General features: G+C 36.9%; 19 protein-coding genes. 6 read left to right on the top strand and 13 right to left on the bottom strand.

Annotation, left to right across the window (positions count from 1 at the left end):
* Positions 1-81 precede the first annotated feature (81 nt).
* Genes J5A55_RS04370 through J5A55_RS04355 form a run of 4 tightly spaced genes read right to left on the bottom strand, consistent with a single transcriptional unit; the run spans position 82 to position 3,880 of the window.
* The gene (locus J5A55_RS04370) at positions 82-1,650 is read right to left on the bottom strand and encodes a peptide chain release factor 3 (protein ID WP_004383292.1); all 1,569 of its coding nucleotides are present in this window, start codon (positions 1,648-1,650) and stop codon (positions 82-84) included.
* A 14-nt stretch (positions 1,651-1,664) separates the two neighbouring features.
* Entirely contained in the window at positions 1,665-2,549 is an 885-nt protein-coding gene (rfbD, locus tag J5A55_RS04365) for a dTDP-4-dehydrorhamnose reductase (protein ID WP_039851406.1), read from the bottom strand.
* Between the two features lie 13 nt (positions 2,550-2,562).
* Positions 2,563-3,171: a DUF4924 family protein gene (locus J5A55_RS04360; protein ID WP_004383290.1), complete on the bottom strand. Its 609-nt coding sequence runs from the start codon at positions 3,169-3,171 to the stop codon at positions 2,563-2,565.
* A 22-nt stretch (positions 3,172-3,193) separates the two neighbouring features.
* Positions 3,194-3,880: a LysE family translocator gene (locus J5A55_RS04355; protein ID WP_004383289.1), complete on the bottom strand. Its 687-nt coding sequence runs from the start codon at positions 3,878-3,880 to the stop codon at positions 3,194-3,196.
* Positions 3,881-4,012: 132 nt separating this feature from the next.
* Between J5A55_RS04355 and J5A55_RS04350 the strand changes: the two genes are divergently transcribed.
* The 4 genes from J5A55_RS04350 to fmt all read left to right on the top strand — a co-directional run bounded on the left by J5A55_RS04350 (position 4,013) and on the right by fmt (position 8,737).
* Positions 4,013-5,014 carry an ROK family protein gene (locus tag J5A55_RS04350; protein ID WP_004383288.1) on the top strand — a complete coding sequence of 334 codons (1,002 nt, stop codon included), beginning with the start codon at positions 4,013-4,015 and terminating at the stop codon, positions 5,012-5,014.
* 276 nt (positions 5,015-5,290) lie between these two features.
* On the top strand, positions 5,291-5,860 hold the full coding sequence (locus J5A55_RS04345) for an L-threonylcarbamoyladenylate synthase (RefSeq protein ID WP_004383287.1): 570 nt from the start codon (positions 5,291-5,293) through the stop codon (positions 5,858-5,860).
* A 12-nt stretch (positions 5,861-5,872) separates the two neighbouring features.
* On the top strand, positions 5,873-7,669 hold the full coding sequence (locus tag J5A55_RS04340) for a chloride channel protein (protein WP_004383286.1): 1,797 nt from the start codon (positions 5,873-5,875) through the stop codon (positions 7,667-7,669).
* 54 nt (positions 7,670-7,723) lie between these two features.
* Positions 7,724-8,737, top strand: a complete 1,014-nt coding sequence (fmt, locus tag J5A55_RS04335; RefSeq protein ID WP_004383285.1) for a methionyl-tRNA formyltransferase — start codon at positions 7,724-7,726, stop codon at positions 8,735-8,737.
* 343 nt (positions 8,738-9,080) lie between these two features.
* On the opposite strand, the gene J5A55_RS04330 is transcribed toward fmt, so the two are convergent.
* Positions 9,081-10,547 carry an SLC13 family permease gene (locus J5A55_RS04330; protein WP_004383284.1) on the bottom strand — a complete coding sequence of 489 codons (1,467 nt, stop codon included), beginning with the start codon at positions 10,545-10,547 and terminating at the stop codon, positions 9,081-9,083.
* Positions 10,548-10,674: 127 nt separating this feature from the next.
* Between J5A55_RS04330 and J5A55_RS04325 the strand changes: the two genes are divergently transcribed.
* Together J5A55_RS04325 and J5A55_RS04320 are read left to right on the top strand one after the other, a co-directional pair.
* Positions 10,675-11,781 (top strand): ABC transporter substrate-binding protein, encoded by a 1,107-nt coding sequence (locus J5A55_RS04325; protein WP_004383283.1) that lies wholly within the window; start codon positions 10,675-10,677, stop codon positions 11,779-11,781.
* Positions 11,781-12,788 (top strand): iron ABC transporter permease, encoded by a 1,008-nt coding sequence (locus J5A55_RS04320; protein ID WP_039851404.1) that lies wholly within the window; start codon positions 11,781-11,783, stop codon positions 12,786-12,788. Before J5A55_RS04325 ends, J5A55_RS04320 begins: the two co-directional genes overlap by 1 nt.
* 178 nt (positions 12,789-12,966) lie before the next feature.
* Here the strand turns inward: J5A55_RS04320 and J5A55_RS04315 are convergent, their stop codons facing one another.
* The 8 genes from J5A55_RS04315 to J5A55_RS04280 form a co-directional block, all read right to left on the bottom strand.
* Positions 12,967-13,404, bottom strand: coding sequence for a DUF6078 family protein (locus tag J5A55_RS04315; RefSeq protein ID WP_004383281.1), 438 nt, complete (start codon positions 13,402-13,404; stop codon positions 12,967-12,969).
* A gap of 91 nt (positions 13,405-13,495) precedes the next feature.
* Positions 13,496-14,788: a serpin family protein gene (locus J5A55_RS04310; protein WP_039851335.1), complete on the bottom strand. Its 1,293-nt coding sequence runs from the start codon at positions 14,786-14,788 to the stop codon at positions 13,496-13,498.
* 1,073 nt (positions 14,789-15,861) lie between these two features.
* Positions 15,862-16,068 (bottom strand): hypothetical protein, encoded by a 207-nt coding sequence (locus tag J5A55_RS04305; RefSeq protein WP_004383279.1) that lies wholly within the window; start codon positions 16,066-16,068, stop codon positions 15,862-15,864.
* A gap of 6 nt (positions 16,069-16,074) precedes the next feature.
* Entirely contained in the window at positions 16,075-17,004 is a 930-nt protein-coding gene (locus J5A55_RS04300; protein ID WP_004383278.1) for a BT4734/BF3469 family protein, read from the bottom strand.
* A 26-nt stretch (positions 17,005-17,030) separates the two neighbouring features.
* Positions 17,031-17,825 carry an AAA family ATPase gene (locus J5A55_RS04295; RefSeq protein ID WP_004383277.1) on the bottom strand — a complete coding sequence of 265 codons (795 nt, stop codon included), beginning with the start codon at positions 17,823-17,825 and terminating at the stop codon, positions 17,031-17,033.
* Between the two features lie 6 nt (positions 17,826-17,831).
* On the bottom strand, positions 17,832-18,308 hold the full coding sequence (locus J5A55_RS04290) for a hypothetical protein (RefSeq protein WP_004383276.1): 477 nt from the start codon (positions 18,306-18,308) through the stop codon (positions 17,832-17,834).
* Positions 18,309-18,454: 146 nt separating this feature from the next.
* Positions 18,455-18,616 carry a hypothetical protein gene (locus J5A55_RS04285; protein ID WP_004383275.1) on the bottom strand — a complete coding sequence of 54 codons (162 nt, stop codon included), beginning with the start codon at positions 18,614-18,616 and terminating at the stop codon, positions 18,455-18,457.
* Positions 18,617-19,771: 1,155 nt separating this feature from the next.
* Entirely contained in the window at positions 19,772-21,205 is a 1,434-nt protein-coding gene (locus J5A55_RS04280) for a tyrosine-type recombinase/integrase (RefSeq protein WP_004383273.1), read from the bottom strand.
* Between the last annotated feature and the right edge of the window lie 265 nt (positions 21,206-21,470).

The following is a 21,470-nucleotide window of genomic DNA, read 5'->3' as shown; positions in this document are numbered from 1 at the left end:
TCCTTAATAAATCATACGTTCTTTTTCGGAAAGACGGGGGCGTCTGTCCCTACTTGTGGATACAAACTGGGGGACTTGAGCCTAGAATTCGCTTGTAAAGTGGAAGCGGATATGCTCAAAATCTTGCTGTGCCATACTCAAAACATAACTGGAATCAGCGAGGAAGACGTCACGCCCTTCATTATCCTTTGCCATGTACTGATACTTACGTTTCTTGAAATTCTCTAGTTCCGTTTCGTCATCAGCTTCAATCCAGCAAGCCTTGTATAGATGAACTGGCTCCCAGCGGCATTTCGCATTATATTCGTGTTCCAATCGGTATTGGATGACCTCGAACTGTAGTTGTCCAACAGTACCAACAATACGGCGATTATTGAATTGATTAACGAACGATTGCGCTACACCTTCGTTCATTAATTGCTCAATACCTTTAAGGAATTGCTTAGACTTCATTGGATCATCATTCTCAATGTATTTGAAGAGCTCTGGAGAGAAACTTGGTAAACCACGGAAGTGAATCAATTCGCCTTCTGTTAAAGTATCACCAATCTTGAATACCCCAGCATTGTCAGGGAGACCAACTATATCTCCAGGGTAAGCCTCTTCTACCGTACTCTTGCGTTGTGCCATGAATTGGGTAGGGGAGGAGAAACGCATTGTTTTTCCATTGCGTACATGCAAATAGGGCTGGTTACGTTGGAATTTACCAGAGCATACCTTGCAGAAAGCAATACAACTACGATGGTTAGGGTCGATGTTGGCGGTAATCTTAAAGATAAAGCCTGTGAACTTTGGCTCTGTAGGTTCTACGATTCTCTCTTCTGCCTTCGTTGGTCGTGGGCTTGGAGCTATCTCTACGAAACAATTCAAGAGTTCCTGTACACCGAAGTTATTCAAGGCAGAACCGAAGAATACTGGTGCAACTTCTGCACGTCGATAGGCATCAACATCAAATTCTGGATAGACCCCATTAACCAATTCGAGATCATTGCGGAGTTGTTGAGAGAAATCGGCACCCACATGCTCTTCAAGTTCTTTAGAGTTGATATCTACTTCTATTTTCTCAGTAACTCGTTGTTTGTTGGGTGTGAAAAGGTTTAATTGTTGCTCGTAGATGTTATATACACCCTTAAAGCGTTGACCTTGTCCGATAGGCCATGATAATGGACGCACACTGATTTGAAGTTCTTCCTCCAATTCATCTAATACGTCGAACGGATCACGACCTTCACGATCCATCTTATTAATGAAAATGATAACAGGCGTGTTACGCATACGGCAAACTTCCATTAACTTACGCGTTTGTGCCTCAACACCTTTTGCAGAGTCGACAACGATGATGGCAGAATCCACAGCTGTTAGAGTACGATAAGTATCTTCGGCGAAGTCTTGGTGACCAGGAGTATCTAGAATGTTTACCTTATACCCTTCGTAATCGAACTCCATCACGGAAGTTGACACCGATATACCACGTTGCTTTTCAATATCCATCCAGTCAGATGTTGCTGTCTTACGAATCTTATTATTCTTAACAGCACCAGCTACTTGAATCTGTCCACCGAAGAGCAGGAATTTCTCTGTCAATGTAGTTTTACCAGCATCAGGGTGTGAGATAATGGCAAAAGTTCGTCTGCGTTCTATTTCGTTCATTTAAATTCTTTATGTTATTTGTCTTGTTCTTGTAATCCTTTGATACATTTCTTCAATGAGTCTTCCCAGTATGGAATCTTAATACCAAAGGTTTCTTTAATCTTTGTCTTGTCAAGTACAGAATAGGCTGGGCGTGTAACGGGTGATGGAAATTCATCGCTATGGCAAGGTTGTATATCACAATTACGATTGCCAACAAGTTCTGCAATCTTAATAGTAAAGTCATACCAGCTGCAAACACCTTCGTTAGAGAAATGATAGATACCATTGTTTCCTTCATATTTGCGTTGCTCGACAATATCGTAGATAGCATCAGCTAAATCGCCAGCATAAGTTGGAGTACCACATTGGTCAAAAACAACTTTCAATTGTGGCTTTGTTGCTGTAAGATTAATCATTGTCTTAACAAAGTTATGACCAAACTCACTATACAACCAGGCAGTACGTAGGATGATATGTTTCACTCCTGTTGCTTGAATCTTTTGTTCGCCATGCAATTTGGTTAAACCATATACACCAGTCGGAGTACCTTTCATGTCTTCTTTACAAGGAGTATTATAAGGGTCGCCTCCAAAGACATAATCAGTGCTGATATGAACAAGTAAACCATTTACTTCTTTCATTGCTATCGCAAGATTCTCAGGAGCAATAGCATTGAGCATCTCGACAATTTCGCCTGCAGTTTCTGCTTTATCAACATTTGTCCAAGCTGCGCAATTGATGATACATTTAATGTCGTTGTCTTTCACCATTTTGCGTATAGCTTCCAAATTAGTGATGTCTAACTTAGTATAACCATCACATACGTCTGTGAAGATATACTTGTCTTTACTCTTTTGAGATACAATCTGCATCTCATTACCGAGTTGTCCATTTGCACCTGTAACTAAAATATTCATACCCTTGTTGTCTTTATTCTTCACCGAAGTCTAACCCCTCTGTCTTGTCCTTTATGTAATAGTCGGATAGCATACCAATAAAAGTTGTTACTTCTTTTAAGGCACGCTCTGTTTCTGGTGTAATCTCTTTCTTTTGTAGGCGAAGCATCATGACTCCATAGAGCAAGTCAAAGCATGTCTCTATTTCACTTTTTGAAAGTTGAGAAGCTACATCCTTCAATCGATTGTCATTTGTCTTTGCCATTTTATCAGCAGTACGTTTAGTCTTACCTCTTAGTTCAACGATGAAAGGTAAGACACGATAATATTCTGCTGAATAAAAAGGGAACTTAGAAGATTGGAGTAACTCTTTATGAAGTTCTGTAAGTCCTTGCATCAAGACCTTATTAATCTGTAAGTGTCCTCCCTCACGGCAACCTTCTTGATTCATCATTCTAACAAGGTCACCAAACCAATCCTCCTCTTCTTCCTTTTGTTCGTCAGTATATTGAAATTGATCAATATATTCGGTACGTATTCTTGTGAGTGAACATCTATAAGCTCGAATGATATCTTCAATCTGCCACATATAAAGCAGATATTCTGCTACACTCTTCTTTCTTAATTCTTTTGCAACAAACATATAAAATACCTATTATTTGTATTTATTTCATCAGACCATCGACCGTAGGAAGATGATAAAGATTGAATACCGTTCCTAAGAGCATAATAATCGAAAATAAAATAACAATAGAACCAATCACCTTATTTATTATGAGAATACCATTGACATCGAACTTTCCTCGAATTCTGTCGATAAGCCATGTTAAACCATACCACCATAATAATGCTCCTGCTGGGATACAAGCGAAGCCTATAATCATCTCAAAAGGTTGTCCAGGTTGTACAAAAGCAAATTGCGCAAAGCAGGCCATAAATAGGAAGATGATCAATGGATTTGAGAATGTTACGAGAAATGCGGTCAATCCATTGTGAAAAATACTACCTTTAGTCTTTCCGCTTTGGTGTACTTTCTTCATTGGATTTGATTTAAAACAATAAAGTCCAAATAATAAAAGTAAGACGCTTCCTGATATTTGGAGTATAAGTTTATAAGTAGGGTTTTGTAAAGGTCCCATGATAAAACTCATACCTAAACCAACTATAAGAGCATAAATAGTATCACTAACAGCAGCGCCAATACCTGTTATAAAACCATACCAACGTCCTTTATTTAAAGTACGCTGAATACATAATATTCCGACTGGACCCATAGGTGCTGATGCGATAATACCAATCAACAAACCTTTAAAGATAAAATCCAGTATATCTAATTGAATAGGAAATTGCATGCTTGTTATTTTGGGTGCAAAATTGCAAAAATTATGTGAGAAAAACAAATTTACCTAACAAAACTTTGTGGTATTCTAGTTTTTTCATAACTTTGCTCCAAGTATAATTAAACTAAAAACTTAGTAGGTCATATGGACGTAACAGAACAGAAACCAGTTGTAACTGGTTTAGAAAAGCCATTTGTTATTGGCTTGGATTTGGGAGGAACAAATGCTGTCTTCGGTGTCGTAGATCAGCGTGGTCAGGTACTTGCGACAAATTCAATTAAGACGCAGGCCTATAAAACAGTAGATGACTTTGTAGAGGCTGGTGTTGAAGCATTGAAACCACTTATTGCAAAGTATGGTGGAATAGGACAGTTCCGTGCTATGGGTATTGGTGCTCCTAATGGTAATTTCTATCGTGGTACGATTGAATTTGCACCAAACTTGTCATGGGGACATGATGGTGTTGTGCCATTGGGTGATATGTTTTCAGAGAAGTTAGGTATTCCTGTTGGTCTTACCAATGATGCTAATGCTGCTGCTATCGGTGAAATGCAGTATGGAGTTGCACGTGGAATGAAGGATTTCATAATGATTACCCTTGGTACTGGCGTAGGTTCTGGTATTGTGATTAATGGTCAGATGGTTTATGGCTCGGATGGTTTTGCCGGTGAGCTTGGTCACGTGATTATGGTTCGTGGCGAAAAGGGACGTAGCTGTGGTTGTGGTCGTACAGGCTGTCTAGAGGCTTATTGCTCTGCAACTGGCGTTGCACGTACTGCTCGTGAATTCCTAAAAGAGAGCGACGAAGATTCTTTATTGCGTGAGTTGAAAATAGAAAATATTACATCTCTTGATGTTTCTATTGCAGCAGGTCGTGGTGATGCTCTTGCAAAGCGTGTATATGAATTTACGGGAAAGATGTTAGGTGAAGCATGTGCTGATTTTGCAACATTCTCTTCTCCTGAAGCATTTATCTTCTTTGGAGGTTTAACAAAAGCGGGTGACTTGTTGATGGAACCATTAATTCGTGCTTATAGAGAGAATGCTTTAGAGATTTTCCGTGATAAGCCAAAGTTCTTAGTAAGTTCACTTGATGATGCTGCTGCTGCAGTTCTTGGTGCATCTGCTATTGGATGGGAGTTATAATTAAAGATATTCGACTTAATATATAAAAGGTAAAGTCTAAGTTCGTATATCTAATTTACATAGAACTACAATTGAATCCTTTTTAAATTAAGTTCTCTCAATCTAGAAGAAAAGGTTAACGTTAATATTAGATGTGATTCTTGAGATAATATCATACTCTGGAGTCCCTATCTTAATAGCGTTAGCCTTTTTTGTTGTTTTATTTTGTGTTCTCACTTTTTTACTATATCTTTGCGACTCGGAATAAAGTTAATCTATAATTAATTAAAGCAACAAATGAATCAGGAAGACGATATCAAAAAAGCTATTGAGGTGATGAAACAAGGCGGAATCATACTTTATCCGACAGATACTGTATGGGGAATTGGTTGTGATGCTACCAATGCAGAAGCTGTTGCAAAAGTCTATTCATTGAAACGTAGAGACGATTCTAAAGCTCTAATCTGTTTGGTTGATTCTGATAATCGTCTACAACGTTATGTTCATAATATCCCTGATGTTGCTTGGCAACTAATTGATGCTGTAGAGAAACCAACAACATTAATTTTAGATGGTGCAGTGAACCTTGCACCTAACTTGATAGCAGAAGATGGTTCTATTGGTATTCGAATCACAAAGGAACCCTTCTCGCATGAATTATGTTATCGATTCCAAAAGGCTATTGTGAGCACATCCGCTAATATAAGCGGTGAGCCTGCTGCTCAGAACTATTGCGATATTTCTCAAGAGATACTTGATGGTGTAGACTATGTTTGTCAGTCTCGTCGTCAAGGACATAAGCCCCATACACCTTCTAGTATTATAAAGTTGAGTGTTGATGGTGAGGTGAAAATTATTAGAAAATAAGTAAACGTATAGATGGAAGTATCGGCTAAATTAGGCTTTCTCTCTCGATTTGATGTTTGGCGTCAGAAGCATATATCTAATCGTGAGTTAGTTTTAGTACTAGCATTTGCTATTGGTTTTCTTGCTTCTTTAGCTGCTTATATTCTCCATATTATTATTGGTCAGATAGAGGAACTTGTTACTTCAGGCTTCCATGTGATGACAATTAATTGGCTCTATCTGCTTTATCCTGTTATAGGTATTTGGCTTACGAGTTTATTTGTCAAATACATAGTTCGTGATAATATCTCCCATGGTATTACACGTGTCCTGTATGCTATTTCCACAAAGCAATCTCGTTTGAAAGCTCATAATACATGGTCTTCTATTGTTGCATCTGCCATTACGATCGGATTTGGTGGTTCTGTTGGAGCTGAGGCTCCTATCGTATTGACGGGCTCCGCTATTGGAAGTAACTTAGGACGCATTTTTCATCTAGACAATCGTACACTCATGCTCCTTGTGGGATGTGGGGCGACAGCAGCAGTATCTGGTATCTTTAAGGCTCCTATTGCAGGGTTAGTCTTTACGCTAGAAGTATTGATGGTAGATCTTACCATGGCTTCTTTGTTACCAATACTTATTTCCTCAGTAACAGCAACATGCTTTTCTTACTTCTTCACAGGTGGATCTCCGATGTACCACTTCCAAATGGATTATCTTTGGAGTCTTGAACGTGTACCGCCTACGATACTCCTTGGTATTGCTTGTGGTTTTATTTCGCTTTATTTCATGCGCCTTATGTCGTGGTGCGAAAATGGTTACGGCAAACTTTCTAAGTATCCTTATCTAAAGCTACTTGTTGGTGGCTTAGTACTATCCTCTCTCATCTTCCTTTTCCCTTCTCTCTATGGTGAAGGCTATAACAGCTTAGGGTTATTTATTGAGGGGAAGACTGAGGCTGACTGGATGCAAGTTATGAGTGGTTCTATGTTTGCTGGTCAAACGAACTTACTTGTACTCTATGTTGGTTTCGTTATGCTTACTAAGGTTTTTGCTACTAGTGCTACAAATGGTGCAGGTGGATGTGGTGGAACTTTTGCTCCAGCACTATTCATTGGAGGTTTTGGCGGATTCTTCTTTGCTCGTCTTTGGAATATCCAACAGTTAGGTGTTTATGTTCCTGAGAAGAACTTCACGCTCTATGGAATGGCTGCTGTCATGGCAGCTGTCATGCATGCGCCCTTGACTGGAATATTCTTGATTGCGGAATTGACTGGTGGGTATCAGCTTTTTATACCTTTAATTATTGTAACCATCTGCTCTTATCTGACAATCAATATTTTCGAGCACCATAGTATCTATGCTGTCCGATTAGCCAAACAAGGCAAATTAGTCACGCATCACACAGACAAGTCTATCCTTACGTTGATGACAATGGATAAGATTATTGACCGTGATTTTACCTCTGTTGCTCCTGATATGGAAATGGGGCAACTCATTCATGCCCTTAGTTCGAGCCGCAATGATTATATCCCAGTTCTCAATGAAAGCGGCTGCCTTATGGGCGAGATAGATATTACCAAACTTCGCCATATTATTTTTCGTACAGAGCTTTATCATCGATTTCATGTGAGTCAACTTATGACTGCTCCAGCAGCGACATTAGGTGTTAATGATCCTATGGAGGATGTGATGAAAACGTTTGATAGTACAGGAGCGCAGTATTTACCAGTGGTAGGTTTAGATGGTCATTTGGTAGGATATATCTCACGAATACGATTGTATAGTATGTATCGTCAGTTCGTTGCAGATTTCAGTGCCGAGTAAGTCTTGCTCTTACTCTCATTTTATTCAGCATCCTTAATTGTAAAATCTCAAAGAATGAATAGTAAAGATATACGCATCATCTTTATGGGTACCCCCGAGTTTGCGGTGGAGTCCTTAAAGGCTTTAGTAGAAAACGATTATAATGTAGTAGCCGTCGTTACTCAACCTGATAAACCTGTTGGGCGGCATCAAGAGAAGCTGCAACCTTCTGCAGTTAAGCAGTATGCTTTAGAAAAAGGCTTACCAGTACTTCAACCAGTGAAGATGAAGGATCCTGAGTTTATCGAGGAACTTCGTTCTTATCATGCGGACTTACAAGTTGTTGTTGCCTTCCGTATGTTACCGGAAATCGTTTGGGCAATGCCTCGTTTGGGAACTTTCAATGTCCATGCTGCTCTATTGCCTCAATATCGCGGTGCTGCTCCCATTAATTGGGCAGTAATCAATGGAGAGACGCAAACGGGTGTTACGACTTTCTTCCTTGATAAAGACATTGACACGGGTAGGATTATTATGCAAAAGCCATTCGACATCCCTGATACAGCTGATGTTGAATATGTTTATGATGGTTTAATGCACTTAGGGGCAACAATAGCAATAGACACAATCAATCTTATTGCCTCTAAGTTGCCAGAAGATAACTTGGATGTTGATTTCTCTCATGTCTTAGACGAGATTAGTGTACCCCAAGAGCAAGAGAATATCGAACTCAAGAGCGCACCGAAGATATTTAAGGAAACCTGCGAGATAAATTGGAGTCAACCAGCAAAGACCATTTATGACTTTATTCGTGGACTTAGTCCTTATCCTGGTGCATGGGGTTCGTTAGTCTTGAATGATGGTTCGAAGAGCAAATCATTGGTTATGAAAATCTATAAAACATCAAAGACGAATCGTGCAGCCACAGGCACAGTTGGTAGCCTTGTTGTTGAGAAGAATCATTTATATGTGAATACCACAGATAACTTGCTTGAGCTTTTGGATATTCAATTATCTGGAAAGAAACGCATGGGTGCCCCCTCTTTTCTTAATGGCTTTAAAGTAATCTCTAACTATCATTTCTGTTAATTTTTATGGACTAATACGAAAAGAGACAAGAGAGTTCTCCTTACCATCGAACAAACGCCCTTCTGGATTCCAAAAGGGCGTTTGTTAGTTTTAAAGAGAAGGTATACTTGTATGTGGAGATATTGAATAGGTCAGAATAGAAAGGTCTGGAACTATTTCGAGAAAGTTAGGAGCTTTTTATTAAAAGTTTAAGAACTTTTGAGGGCTTGCTATATAACGAGATATAGATTATTTATTTTTGAGATAAAACAAGTTACGGCACTACCAAACGATTGTTTGATAATGCCGTGATAGAGACATTTATAAATATTGGGTTTAATCGCTCTAAATAGAGCTTATGCTTTTAACCAAGGAAGTGGATTTCGCCGATGAAATAGAGTAGGATATAGCCTAAGATGATAGAAACCAGACCACAGGTTAGTCCCGTCTTTAGCATATCCTTTTGTTCGATTAAGCCTGTTGAGTAAGCAATGGCGTTCGGCGGTGTTGATATTGGTAAACACATTGCTGTTGATGCAGCAATGGCAATACCAATGAGGACTGTGCTTGTACCACCAATACCACCAAGCTTGTTGCCCATACCACGGCATACAACAGCGAGGATGGGAACTAACAAAGCTGCGGTTGCTGTGTTTGAAATGAAGTTAGAAAGGAAGAAACAAATCAAACCAGAGACGGCAAGGATGACGATAGGACTCCAATTGCCGAACGGAATACTCTCAATAGCGGCATCAGCCAAGCCTGATCCGTTCATACCCAATCCAATAGCAAAACCTCCAGCAACCATCCAGATGACGCTCCAGTTAATCTCCTGCATATCTTTTGCGGTAATAACGCCCGTGACAGCGAAAATTGCCATTGGAATCATTGAGACAGTGTTGGTGTCAATACCTGTGATGTCCTTTGGAATTACCCATAAGAGAATTGTGATAATGAAGGTAATGATAACTACCCACATACGCCATCCACGGTGTACTTCACCATCAATCTTTAGATGGATAGTCTTTTGTGTGAAAGGGAAGAAATACAGAATAATTCTCCATGATAACAGCATTAAGACGATTACAAGCGGTGCCATGAATGCCATCCAGTGCATGAAGTCGATATTCATGTTAAGACCTGCTGGATCATTGAGATATTTAAGTGCGATGAGGTTTGGAGGTGTTCCAATCGGTGTTCCCATACCGCCGAGGTTGGCTGCAATGGGTATAGACATCGTCAAGGCAATACGTCCTTTGCCATTAGCAGGCAGGGCTGCAAAGACAGGAGTAAGGAAGGTAAGCATTAAGGCAGCTGTGGCTGTGTTCGAGATGAACATTGAGAAGAGTCCTGTGATAAGTAGGAATCCCAAAAGAACATTCTCACTCTTGTTACCGAAAGGCTTGATAAGGTTACGTGCCAAGAGTGTGTCAAGTCCCGACTTCGAAGCGGCAATCGCCAATATAAAGCCCGCAAGGAAGAGCATAATAATTGGGTCAGCAAAGGATGCCATGATTTCCTTCGAATCAAGTAAATCCCCGACTCCCTCGCCTTTGAATACTCCAAAAGCGTTCTTAGATACGGTGACACACATGATAGACATGATGCTTAGCGAGGTTGCCCATGCAGGGATGCACTCCGTCAGCCACGACAGGGTAGCAAACACAAAGATTGCAATGATACGTTGTTGTACAATGGTTAATCCATCAATACCGAAAGCACTTGTTGGAAGGTTCCAAACGATAGTTGTTACGGCGATAATAGCCAGTAGTTGCCAAACATGTTTTGTTTCGACGTGGCTACTAAGTGCATTAGACTTTTCTTCAGCCATGGTGTTGGTTGTTTAGATTAATACTTTAGATTGTTTAGTTATTTGTGGTCGCTAAAGTATAAAAAATATCCTTAAAGAACAAGAGAATACCTCTTTTTTTGTATTTTTGCATATCAATTTCTAAGTTATGCGCCAATTATCAGTACTTGTCCTTTGTTTCTCATTGTTGGTTTCTTGTAGTCTTCGACAGCAAAAGGCAAACGAAGAAATAGGGGAGACAGGGTTTAAATATGCTCGGAATATCACAATGGAGCATAAAGATGGTTATGTTGTTGTAAAGTTGCTGAACCCTTGGAAGAAAGGAACAGTCCTACAAACATATTATCTCATGCCACGTAATGTTGAGTCGGAGAATATCTCGGATGGAGTACGTGTGGATGTTCCGATCCAGCGAAGCGTTGTGTTTACGACGGCTCATGCGAATCTTCTTGAGATGTTACATGCTCAGAAGGCTATTGTGGGTGTTGCTGATTTGAAGTATATGCTTATCCCCGATGTTCAACAGCGAGCACGGAAGGGTGAGATTGCTAATTGTGGTGAGTCGATGAAGCCCGATGTAGAACATATTATAGACTTAAAGCCTGATGCTATCCTGCTTTCTCCTTTTGAGAATAGTGGTGGTTATGGACGATTGGAGGAGATTGGTGTACCCCTTATTGAGTGTGCAGATTATATGGAGCGTTCAGCCTTAGGGCGTGCCGAATGGATGAAGTTCTATGGAATGTTATATGGTCGTGAGCATGAAGCAGACTCCTTGTTTGCGGTTGTAGAGCAGAACTATAAGGATTTGAGTGCAAAGGCGAAGAAGAGCAAGGTGAAGCGAAGTGTCTTGCCAGATAGGAAAGTTGGTGCTGTTTGGTATTTGCCCGGTGGAGAGAGTAGTGTTGGCTTATTGTATAAGGATGCCAATGGTTCTTATGCTTATGCGCAAGACAAACATAGCGGTAGTCTTTCAATGCCCTTTGAGACGATATTAGATAAGTTTGGAGACAGTGACTTCTGGATTCTCAGTTATAATGGAAACTTCAGTTTGAATACCTTATTGGCGGAGTATCAAGGCTATGGAGCATTGAAGCCTTATAAAACAGGAGAGGTTTATGGCTGTAAGGTGGATAGTACGCCCTACTTTGAGGAGGTCAGTTGGCGACCAGATTGGCTACTTTCTGACTTGATCCAACTCTTCCATCCCGACTTGCATTTAGGTGCGATGCGTTATTACAAGAAACTTAAATGATGAAGAGGAACGTCAGTATCATCCTATTGTTAGTGGCTGGCATAATCATGCTATTTGCCATGAATCTTATAGTGGGTTCGGTGAGGATCCCATTAGCCGATGTCTGCGATATACTCTTTGATAAGTTTGATGGCAAGGAGAGTTGGAAGTATATCGTAATGGAGAATCGACTCCCTCAAGCCTTAACAGCAATGCTATGTGGTGCGTCGCTGGCAGTCTGTGGTCTAATGCTTCAAACTGCATTTCGTAATCCTTTGGCTGGTCCTGATGTCTTCGGAATCAGCTCGGGAGCAGGATTAGGAGTGGCAATCGTGATGTTATTCTTAGGTGGAAGTGTGTCAACAACCCTGTTTACCGTATCAGGTTTCCTTGCTATTCTTACATCTGCATTCATCGGTGCAATAGTCGTTACGATGATTATTCTGTTTCTTTCGACCATGGTAAGGAACAGTGTACTATTGCTTATCGTTGGTCTGATGGTGGGCTATGTCTCCTCGTCAGCTGTGGCATTATTGAATTTCTTTGCTTCGGAAGAAGGGGTAAAGAGTTATATGGTATGGGGTATGGGCAACTTTGGAGGTATATCAATGGATCACATGTTGCTCTTCGCTTTACTCTGTTTGGTTGGTATCATAGCCTCCATATTCTTAATAAAGCCCCTCAACATTATGCTCTTAGGCACTCAATATGCAGAAAGTCTTGGTATCAATATCCGCCAGATACGTAACCTATTACTCGTGACAATCGGTTTATTGACAGCCGTAATAACAGCCTTCTGTGGACCTGTGTCTTTCCTTGGTTTGGCTATACCTCACATGACCCGATTATTATTGCATACGGAGAACCATCAGATTCTTTTACCCTACACAATTCTTTGTGGTGCCGTGATTGCGTTGTTGTGCAATCTTATTTGCTATTTACCGGGAGATGGAGGGATTATTCCTCTTAATGCTGTTACGCCGCTCATCGGTGCACCTATTATTATATATGTCATAGTGAAACGATAGGTATTTGCCCATACCTACACAATAACTGAACGATTGATAATATAGATACCCGTAGAGTTTCATGGCATGAGACTGTGTGTCTCAAAGCCTGAAACAGTGTGTCTCAAAGCCTGAAACTGTGTGTTTCAAGGGCTGAAACAGTGTGTCTCAAACTTTGAAACGACTATGAGACACTATTCTATTCGAAAGAGTAACGATCAATGTAATTGTCAAAACTTAACTTTTCGGTGTAACCATACGAACGGAATATGTCGATAATATCCGCTTGTTGTTCAGGAGTGAGCGTAAGTTGTCCGTTCATATAACGATAGTAAGTAGGGCGACTTCCGAGATATTGCTGTATTTCTCTGCGTATCGGCGTGTCGTCTACATGCTTGACATTGAGAAATAGATTATGGAATCCCCATGCTGCACGTATCACTTTCTTCTCTACATAAAACTCGCATCTGCCGTTTTGTAGCGCATTGGGGAAGACGGCTAAGCCTATTTTTTTGTCTTCCGGTAGATGTTGTCCAACAAAATAACGCATACAAGTATCCTTGTGTGGGCAATCTTTGTTGAAACAAAGTTCCCATATTGATGGGACGGAATCGAAGTTGAATGCTGATTTATCCATGTTTGCTTTTATAGAATATAGAAATAGTTATATCAATAATAGCGGTGTCCTATATGGGATGTAAAATGACTGACTTCCATTTTGGAAGGAATCATTCGCCCATAAACTTACCCATGAAGCATACATTACCGAATTGGTCTGTAATGTAATAGAAGAATGGGTGATCCGCTGTAAACGTGAATCTTGTTGGGTGTGTTGTCATACCAAGAGTCATCATTGAGGTTGATTGAACGGCTTTTGCAGCTACTCCTTTCTCATTAACATCCAGTCTGATCTGTTGATACACCTTATCTATATATAAGGGTGACGGGCTCATCTGACTGAAATCTGCTGCTTGTTGAGAGAAAAGAACGCCTAATCCTGATTTGGTGTATAGCTCTTTCAAAGGTAATTTGATAGATGTTGAGAATTTAGGAAGAGCAATCTCCACCTCGTCATATTGCTTATGTAGCTCTGTTAACTTATAAAGTGTACTATCCTTAAAGTTGTTGATGATATCTCTCAATTGATAGCCTTTGTTAGGGAGAACGACATACATATTGAAGCCATTCTGCATGCCTAAGGTCAAAACCTTGTATTCCTTTCCTTCATAACCTCGGAAGTTCTTGTCTTGATCAACGGTGTGCATCATGTGAACCTTGGTCTGTTTACCATCTTGCTTATAGAAAGTTTGAAGATCTGTACTCTCTTCCATAAACTCATAACTCCATGGGATTCGTAGAGCTACAGCATTGATGATCTGTGCAGAGTAAGGAGTTGAGACATCTATTGGTAGTGTCGTGATGTCGCCTTTCGTTACCTTTGCACAAAGGGTATCAGCCTTTATCTTCTCTTCTTGTTGGTTAGCTGAGGCAATGATATTCGTGAAGTAATAATCTTGAAGTGCTTTCTGATATTCGGGTAATAGTTCCGTTGCTTCATTGAGAGCGATGAAGTTAGCGGTGACCATATACCCATTAGATGATTTCTTATCCTTTGAATTACCTGCGCCTATATTGGAGAAGGTCTCTCGCCTTTGACCTATAAGTATCTTCTTATTAAGTTTGTTGACATCATCAAGTTGCTTTTCTGAATATCCAAGAACATGGCATAATGCCTGCTTTGTTTTCCCAGCAGCACCATTGTTTAACATGTTAAGAGAATAGATGACAGCAGTCGGTGAGAATACAATGCTCTTCTCGTTCTCTTTATTGGATAGTTGCTGAAAGAGTTTTAGTCCGAATGCGTTAGAAGAAGATATGAGCTTGCTCTCTTCCGTTGAAAGAGTGTAGTCTGGGACTTCTTCCTCAGTAGCAGCTTCTTCGAGCGTTTTAGCAGTCTGATTGGTATTGATGCAGCTTGCAAATAGCAATAGAAATGGGAGGTAGAATAATCTTGTTTTCATAAGGCAATGTTGTTTTGAATTAATGATTAAGACTTCAAAGGTACAAAATATATTCTTTTGCTTGTATATTCGTAACTCTTTGATAACCAACACTTTAAAAATATTATACTTTTTACGTGTTATTAAGCGTAAATACAAAGGTAAAAAGAGTATTTGGAGTGACAAAATAATAGGGAACAACTTAACACAATTTAACTAATAGGGGATAAATTCTATATATCAAAAATGATATATAAAGGTATGGTATTTCTTCTAATATACAAATTAAAAATTAAACTCATATATAAATATGAAAAATCAAAATTGATATTTCATTTATATTTATATAAGACCCATACCCCCATATAATAGGGGGTATATATTTATTAATAGAATTTTTTGGACTTTGGAAACTAATATGTGTGTAAAGAATAGTTAGGGTGGGGTATAATACATTGATTATCAAATAGTTACATACCCCCCCTCTAACAAAAAATACATTTGAAAAACAATATAATATTATTAATTACAACACATAACAACAATATAGAGTACAATATTAAATATATGATATATTATTTTCTTATCAATAATATTAGTAAGAATATATTACATTTGATTTAAGCGTATTTTAAAGCGTTTTAAGACGTTGTAATACATTTGTGGTATTGTTGTTCACAAGTTGAAAGATAACGCAATACAACGCATTTAAATGATATGTTTTTAAATGATAGAAAAAAAGAAATAACCATACCTTGATAGTTGGTAGTGTTGTTGGTGGTGTTGATATTATTATTATTATATTATATCATTTGCAACTACTTTGATAGTGTTGTAATGATATAATATAATGGTGTGGTTTCTTTTTTTTATAAATAAAAAATGGCAATACATATATCAGTATTACCATTATTTAAATCATTCATAAGGTGTTGGTTTCTGTACTATCTTCTTATTTTCCTCAAATTTAATTGAAACATATTCAACACCTAATTTGTTTAATCGCTTTATTATTTTTTTTCTTCTTTGGGTGTTTGCGGTATTATTGTTATTAAATTTAATATTTCCCCATAATTCCTACATGGTATCATACTCTACATTGTTTTAATTTTCGTTATTTTGTTTTTCGTTTCTTCATTGATTAAATTACATTTATCTACATATTGTTGTTTCGCTTGTTCTTTTTCTTTCCTTGCCTTTTCTTTTGCTCTTCGTATTGCATTGGTTTTCAGCATATTCAATTTATACTTTGCGAATTTACGCATATTATCCATTGTCTCGATACTTTCCATTTTCTCCATATTATATTAATTTAATGTGTTATTTTTTGCCTTTTTGTACATATCAAAGAACAAATTAATTCTACAAGGTTGGTAACTTGAATTTGCCACGTACTCAAAGGTGTTATCCAACTTTGCAGCGTCATAACCTTTCCTTTGTTGCCGTAAAATCTGTACACATTGCAAACCATCATATCCGAAGGCATTGTAGAAGATATTGCATAACGTCAATGTATCAGTATGATTACGGGTTACAATTATGTTATTTGCCATAATATCATCAAATACCATGCGTAACTTGTTCTTATCCCTTTGCGTAATTGGTCTATCTGTACCCTCTTTCATTGATACGCCTTGAGTGGCTCTCAATGAAATTTGGGGTCTGTTATTATTAGGTATGGTTAACTTCTTATCATATAATACGCATGAATCGTTCCAATACTCATTGGTATCATAACTTACATAACGTTGCCTATTGTGATTCCAACATTGCTTGTCGATTACAATTCCTAATTCCTTGAAATCACTTTGTAAGGCGTTAAATACCTCCTTGAAATTATCTTTGTTTGCGTATTCCTTCTTAAATGGTATAAGGCAATATATACCTTTCCCACCAACTGACATTGCGCAATATCTTACAAATGGTAACTTTGTAACAATTTCCTTCATGTTATAAACTGACAAATTAGGGTTATCCTGTCCGTCAATATCAATGGCAATAACGTTATTAATTTTTACCACATTTTCCTTTTTCAAAGTTTCCCCCTCGCATACGCATGACGGCGTAAATGCAAGCAATTTGCCCTTTAAATTATTATATAACGCATGATTCTTTGCCTTATCAATTTTTCTAATTTCGTCTATTTGTTGGATATGTTTTTTTCCCTCGTTTATGGCTGTAATTATATCAATTTTTCCTTTAATTCTGCCACGTTTGGCAATTGTGACTATTACCATATTTTATTGTTTTTCAATATGTTATTTTAATTTGCTTTACCAAATATTTCATCTAATACCTCATCATTATCAACGTTGATAAATTCCCTTGTTTGTTTGTCAAATTGTAGGGAAATTTCATCACCACCATTATTGCCACCGAAAAATTCGTATCTTCGTTTCAGCACACGAAATGTTGATATGCAATTTTCCTTGTCCGTTATCTCAATAGATAGCATGAAGTCACACGTGCTTTCCATGAAAGTACCACCATAACTTGTATTTATGGAGGGTCGTTGCCCCTCCTTCAATCTGATAGAGTGTGCACAAAGTATAATGGAAATACCTAATTTCTTTGTCAACCTTGATAAATTTAATAGGTATTGTTTGCGTATGAGGTCGGTGACATCAGTACCCATAAGTGCCTCGATACACGTTGCATTATCTACTATGACAAGTAAGTTATCAAACTTTGCTGCCACTTGAGTAATTGCCTCCATAACTTCATCAAATGTATTTAATTCCATATTGAGAATATGATTATTTTTTAACATTTCCTCAACACTACCATTGAAGTATTTTGTTAACAATTTAATTTCCAACCTATCAGGTGTTTCCATCATTATATAAAGTACGTGCCAATTATTTAGTTTGGATAACTTTACACCATAATAATTAAGAAAGGTTGTTTTGCCCTGACATGGTGGGGCTTGAAGTATTCCGAAGTACCCCTTTGCCAACTTGAAGATATTATCCAAATTATTATTTATTCCAAAGGTACTTGTTGGCGGTTCTGCTAACTTTGCGGTGGCTGTTTCTATATCATATAATTTTAATTCCATCTTTTTTTAAAAATCTTCGTACACTTGCACAAGTGGGTTATTTTCTTTCTTTTCAACTTTACTTGCAACTGCCTTCTTTGGCGTTGCTGCTTTCGTTGATGGTATGGTTTCTTTTTTTATAACCTTTTTTTTAGCCATATTTTGCTTGATAATATCTATTGTTTTTGTTGATAGCACCCATTTTGATGTGTGAAATATCCTACCTTTTACTTCGTGGTACGCACCCTCAACACTTTCAATATAGCCATTATCAACTAATACTTTAATCAACTTATCGATGTATTGCCTTTGATTTTTGGGGGCAATTTTGCCCTCTCCCATTCTTTGGGCAAAGTATAACTTTTCTGCAAATATTTCGCTTTCTATTTTACCTCCCCTTGTTGCCAAATCAATTAGCATTTGTAACAAAAACCCCTCCTTGAGTGGGTGCAAATTTGGAAAATTATCATTATTAAATTTCAATATAAAATTTGTATATGTCATTTTATATCCTTTCAAATTTTAGTAAGTGTTTGGGGTGGTGTTGTTACCACCCCTTGCACGAAATTATATATAATTGTGTGGTGGTTGTTGTATCACTTTCCCACCACACTCAAAGAAAGGATATTATATTTTTTTTCTAATCATTTTCATATTGAAGTAAGTACATCGCATTGTGTATCTCTCTCCATTTTTTTTTTGAGTTTGTCAGAAATTGCCTTCTTTTGTTCTTCGCTCATTCTTGCATGTCGTGCTTTTTGGGAGGCACTCATTTTTAATTTTGTCTCATCAGTATGATTTTTTACACTCATATTATTTTATTTTTAAATTTATTATTATTGTAATAATTAATTACTTTCTACAATAATAAATAGTATTTAATTTCAGGAAATAAACATTTTATTTAAATTAATTCATAAAAAACCTTGCAATATATTGAATATTAGCAAGTTATGAATTAATTTTTTTATTATTATTTTTATATTTTAGATTAAATTCTAATTAAAATATAATAATATTATGTAAATCAAGTAATATAATATAAATTATTAATTCTTAATTACAATGCAAATATATGTTCTTTGTTTTTAAAATCAAAATTTTAAAGATACTTTTTTTATATTTTTTTTGATTAAATTAAATTTACCTATATAATATAAAGATGTACGCATACACGTGCGTACATTATATTATATAATTCGATTTAAGGCGGTTTTAAGCCATTTTAAGGCGTTATAAACGCTTTGGGGTATAATTATAAGGGTAAAGGGGAAATAACGCCTTGTAGCGCATTATTTGGGGTATTTCTTTTTTGGGGGTATTTCTTGTTGTTGGTGGTGGGTATGTTTTGTTGTGTATTGTCGTAATTGTCGGTGTTTATCGCATTGCTCCCCCTTGAAGGTACGCATGCTTGCACCTTTCTTTCTTTTTGGGCGGTTCTTTTCTTTTCTTTGCCCTTGAAAAGGTGTTGTACTTTCAACGACTTACTTTTGGTATGGTTCTTTTTTTTTATTAATATAAAAACCACACCCCATTGATTGAGTGTTTAAACGAAATCAATGGAAGGGAGAAAAAACAAAGGTATATGGCTTTGCTTTTTTCTCCTTATATATATGTAATATATATATTAATTTAATGTAGGGACCCACAGGGTCCTTAATAGGGACCCACAGGGTCTCTATGCTTATTTAAAAATAATAAGGATAAGCACCCTGTGGGTCTCTATGCTTATTTGCATTATATAGGTCTACTTAATAAAAAAAAATAACCACACCAATATAACGACTATTCAAGCAACACAATTAACCACCAACACCACCCATTATATTTGGTGGGTACTGCCAAAGTAAACCCACCAAATATATAATGGTGTAAAACTACTACTATAAGGTATGGTTTTTTTTATAAAAAAAGGAACAAAACATTTACGCCTTGTTCCCTTTATATTTCATGGTAATTTATCAATTTCAATTAATTGTACCACCTTGTGCTTGCGATATGCTATTAATTATATCCATATCGCTTTGGTGCATATATACATTGGTTATCATTTGTTCAGTACAACCCATCATTTTTGCAATACTCCCTTTGTCGGTGGTATTTCTAACTTGTTGAGTGGCAAACGTGTGCCTACCGTAATGGCTTGAAATTTCCTTAAATAGTGGTTTTCCATTTACACTATTACGAGTAATATTTGCACGTTCAAATAACTTTTTCAAAATAACATTATACTCTTTTCTCAAAAAATTATAGCAACTTTCTTTTACTTTGCTTTTTTGCAAAATTTCGATAAGTCCCTTAACTTCTGTTGTAAGTTCAATATAGGAAAATTTGTAATTGTTCATTTTGGGTCGTGAACCCTTTTTATTCACAACTTTAATGAAGATTTTAACCCCATTTGATATTACTTGATACTCCCCTTGTAAGATTGTATAAAGGTCGCTAACTCGTTGACCTGTAGCGATTTGCAACAAAAATAAGTTTTTATAAAATTCTTCACTTTCGTTGAAACATTCAACGACCTTAAAGGAAGTAATATCCTCGCTTGTTATCTCTTCCTTTTGCTTTTTATTTTTAACAAAATTTTTAAGCAAAACAAGTTTTGGCTCAATATAATTGATACCTTTTTTTCTCTCATTGGTTGCTGCTAATTCATTAATTACTTGACAAAGTAATCGTAATTTGTAATTAATGGTATCAGGTTTCACACCCTTTTTTGTCAAATACTCTCTATACGCAATTACTCCATCAACATTGAAAAGAGAGTAACCATCTCTTTGATTGGTTTTCTCAACCCATTTAACCCATGCCATTAAATCGTAGTAGTATTGATTTAGCGTACCTTCTGATTTTGGGCTATTTTCTTTCCAATTTTTAAAAACTCGCTTAATTGCCTTTGTGGCTTTTGGCGTTCTTTTTGCGCTAATAAATTGTGCAGTAATAGGCATTTTATTTTTATTTTTAATTAATACTTGACATTTTGGCAACTTTTCCTTATAATTGCTTTCATTGTCATCAACACCTGTAATATACCCTTTATTTTTTAAAGTCCCATACTCATTTTGTGAAATTATGTTAATGGTTTTATTTTCTATTAATTTTCTAATTTCGTCTATTGTATAACTATTACCCACGCATAACGTACACTTAATATCAGTAATTAATTGATTGATAGTTAGTTGTTGTTGCTTCATTTCACTACTCATACCCTTTGCGGTTAATATTGGTAGTTGCTGCTTACTATTCCAATACTTCGCTATTACCTTTGCAAATGGCAATTTATATTGTTTGTTTTTTCCCTTCTCTCCAACATACAATACAAGGTAGATAAGGGTATAATTGTTTTTATCCTTATCATTCCTAATATTGAAATTAATACTTTTTAACAATACCTTTTCCATAACTTTTTCGTGTTAAATTCGTTCTAAAACATGGTATTACACCATTTTTTTGCTTTACACGTTTTAAGTATAAATTGCTCTATAAATTATTGATTTTCAGTAAGTTATAAACCATTAAAATGGTGTTAAAAACAAAATATATTCTTTTGTTACTCTCTAATTGCATGTTTTTAAGTGATACTTAAACTTTTCTAGTATTGTAGCCCTGTACTGCACAATTTTTTATAAATTTGCAGTTGAAAACCATTCTTAGTCTACTGACTAT

Origin of the sequence: Prevotella veroralis, from assembly GCF_018127765.1 — a bacterium.
Taxonomy (GTDB): domain Bacteria; phylum Bacteroidota; class Bacteroidia; order Bacteroidales; family Bacteroidaceae; genus Prevotella; species Prevotella veroralis.
Note: the sequence above shows the minus strand (reverse complement) of the source record. Positions and strands in the feature narration are given on the sequence as shown.

Excerpts from the sequence above, each read along its gene's own strand:
- J5A55_RS04370 (WP_004383292.1), bottom strand. The coding sequence starts at position 1,650 with ATGAACGAAATAGAACGCAGACGAACTTTTGCCATTATCTCACACCCT.
- rfbD (WP_039851406.1), bottom strand. The coding sequence starts at position 2,549 with ATGAATATTTTAGTTACAGGTGCAAATGGACAACTCGGTAATGAGATG.
- J5A55_RS04360 (WP_004383290.1), bottom strand. The coding sequence starts at position 3,171 with ATGTTTGTTGCAAAAGAATTAAGAAAGAAGAGTGTAGCAGAATATCTG.
- J5A55_RS04355 (WP_004383289.1), bottom strand. The coding sequence starts at position 3,880 with ATGCAATTTCCTATTCAATTAGATATACTGGATTTTATCTTTAAAGGT.
- J5A55_RS04350 (WP_004383288.1), top strand. The coding sequence starts at position 4,013 with ATGGACGTAACAGAACAGAAACCAGTTGTAACTGGTTTAGAAAAGCCA.
- J5A55_RS04345 (WP_004383287.1), top strand. The coding sequence starts at position 5,291 with ATGAATCAGGAAGACGATATCAAAAAAGCTATTGAGGTGATGAAACAA.
- J5A55_RS04340 (WP_004383286.1), top strand. The coding sequence starts at position 5,873 with ATGGAAGTATCGGCTAAATTAGGCTTTCTCTCTCGATTTGATGTTTGG.
- fmt (WP_004383285.1), top strand. The coding sequence starts at position 7,724 with ATGAATAGTAAAGATATACGCATCATCTTTATGGGTACCCCCGAGTTT.
- J5A55_RS04330 (WP_004383284.1), bottom strand. The coding sequence starts at position 10,547 with ATGGCTGAAGAAAAGTCTAATGCACTTAGTAGCCACGTCGAAACAAAA.
- J5A55_RS04325 (WP_004383283.1), top strand. The coding sequence starts at position 10,675 with ATGCGCCAATTATCAGTACTTGTCCTTTGTTTCTCATTGTTGGTTTCT.
- J5A55_RS04320 (WP_039851404.1), top strand. The coding sequence starts at position 11,781 with ATGAAGAGGAACGTCAGTATCATCCTATTGTTAGTGGCTGGCATAATC.
- J5A55_RS04315 (WP_004383281.1), bottom strand. The coding sequence starts at position 13,404 with ATGGATAAATCAGCATTCAACTTCGATTCCGTCCCATCAATATGGGAA.
- J5A55_RS04310 (WP_039851335.1), bottom strand. The coding sequence starts at position 14,788 with ATGAAAACAAGATTATTCTACCTCCCATTTCTATTGCTATTTGCAAGC.
- J5A55_RS04305 (WP_004383279.1), bottom strand. The coding sequence starts at position 16,068 with ATGGAGAAAATGGAAAGTATCGAGACAATGGATAATATGCGTAAATTC.
- J5A55_RS04300 (WP_004383278.1), bottom strand. The coding sequence starts at position 17,004 with ATGGTAATAGTCACAATTGCCAAACGTGGCAGAATTAAAGGAAAAATT.
- J5A55_RS04295 (WP_004383277.1), bottom strand. The coding sequence starts at position 17,825 with ATGGAATTAAAATTATATGATATAGAAACAGCCACCGCAAAGTTAGCA.
- J5A55_RS04290 (WP_004383276.1), bottom strand. The coding sequence starts at position 18,308 with ATGACATATACAAATTTTATATTGAAATTTAATAATGATAATTTTCCA.
- J5A55_RS04285 (WP_004383275.1), bottom strand. The coding sequence starts at position 18,616 with ATGAGTGTAAAAAATCATACTGATGAGACAAAATTAAAAATGAGTGCC.
- J5A55_RS04280 (WP_004383273.1), bottom strand. The coding sequence starts at position 21,205 with ATGGAAAAGGTATTGTTAAAAAGTATTAATTTCAATATTAGGAATGAT.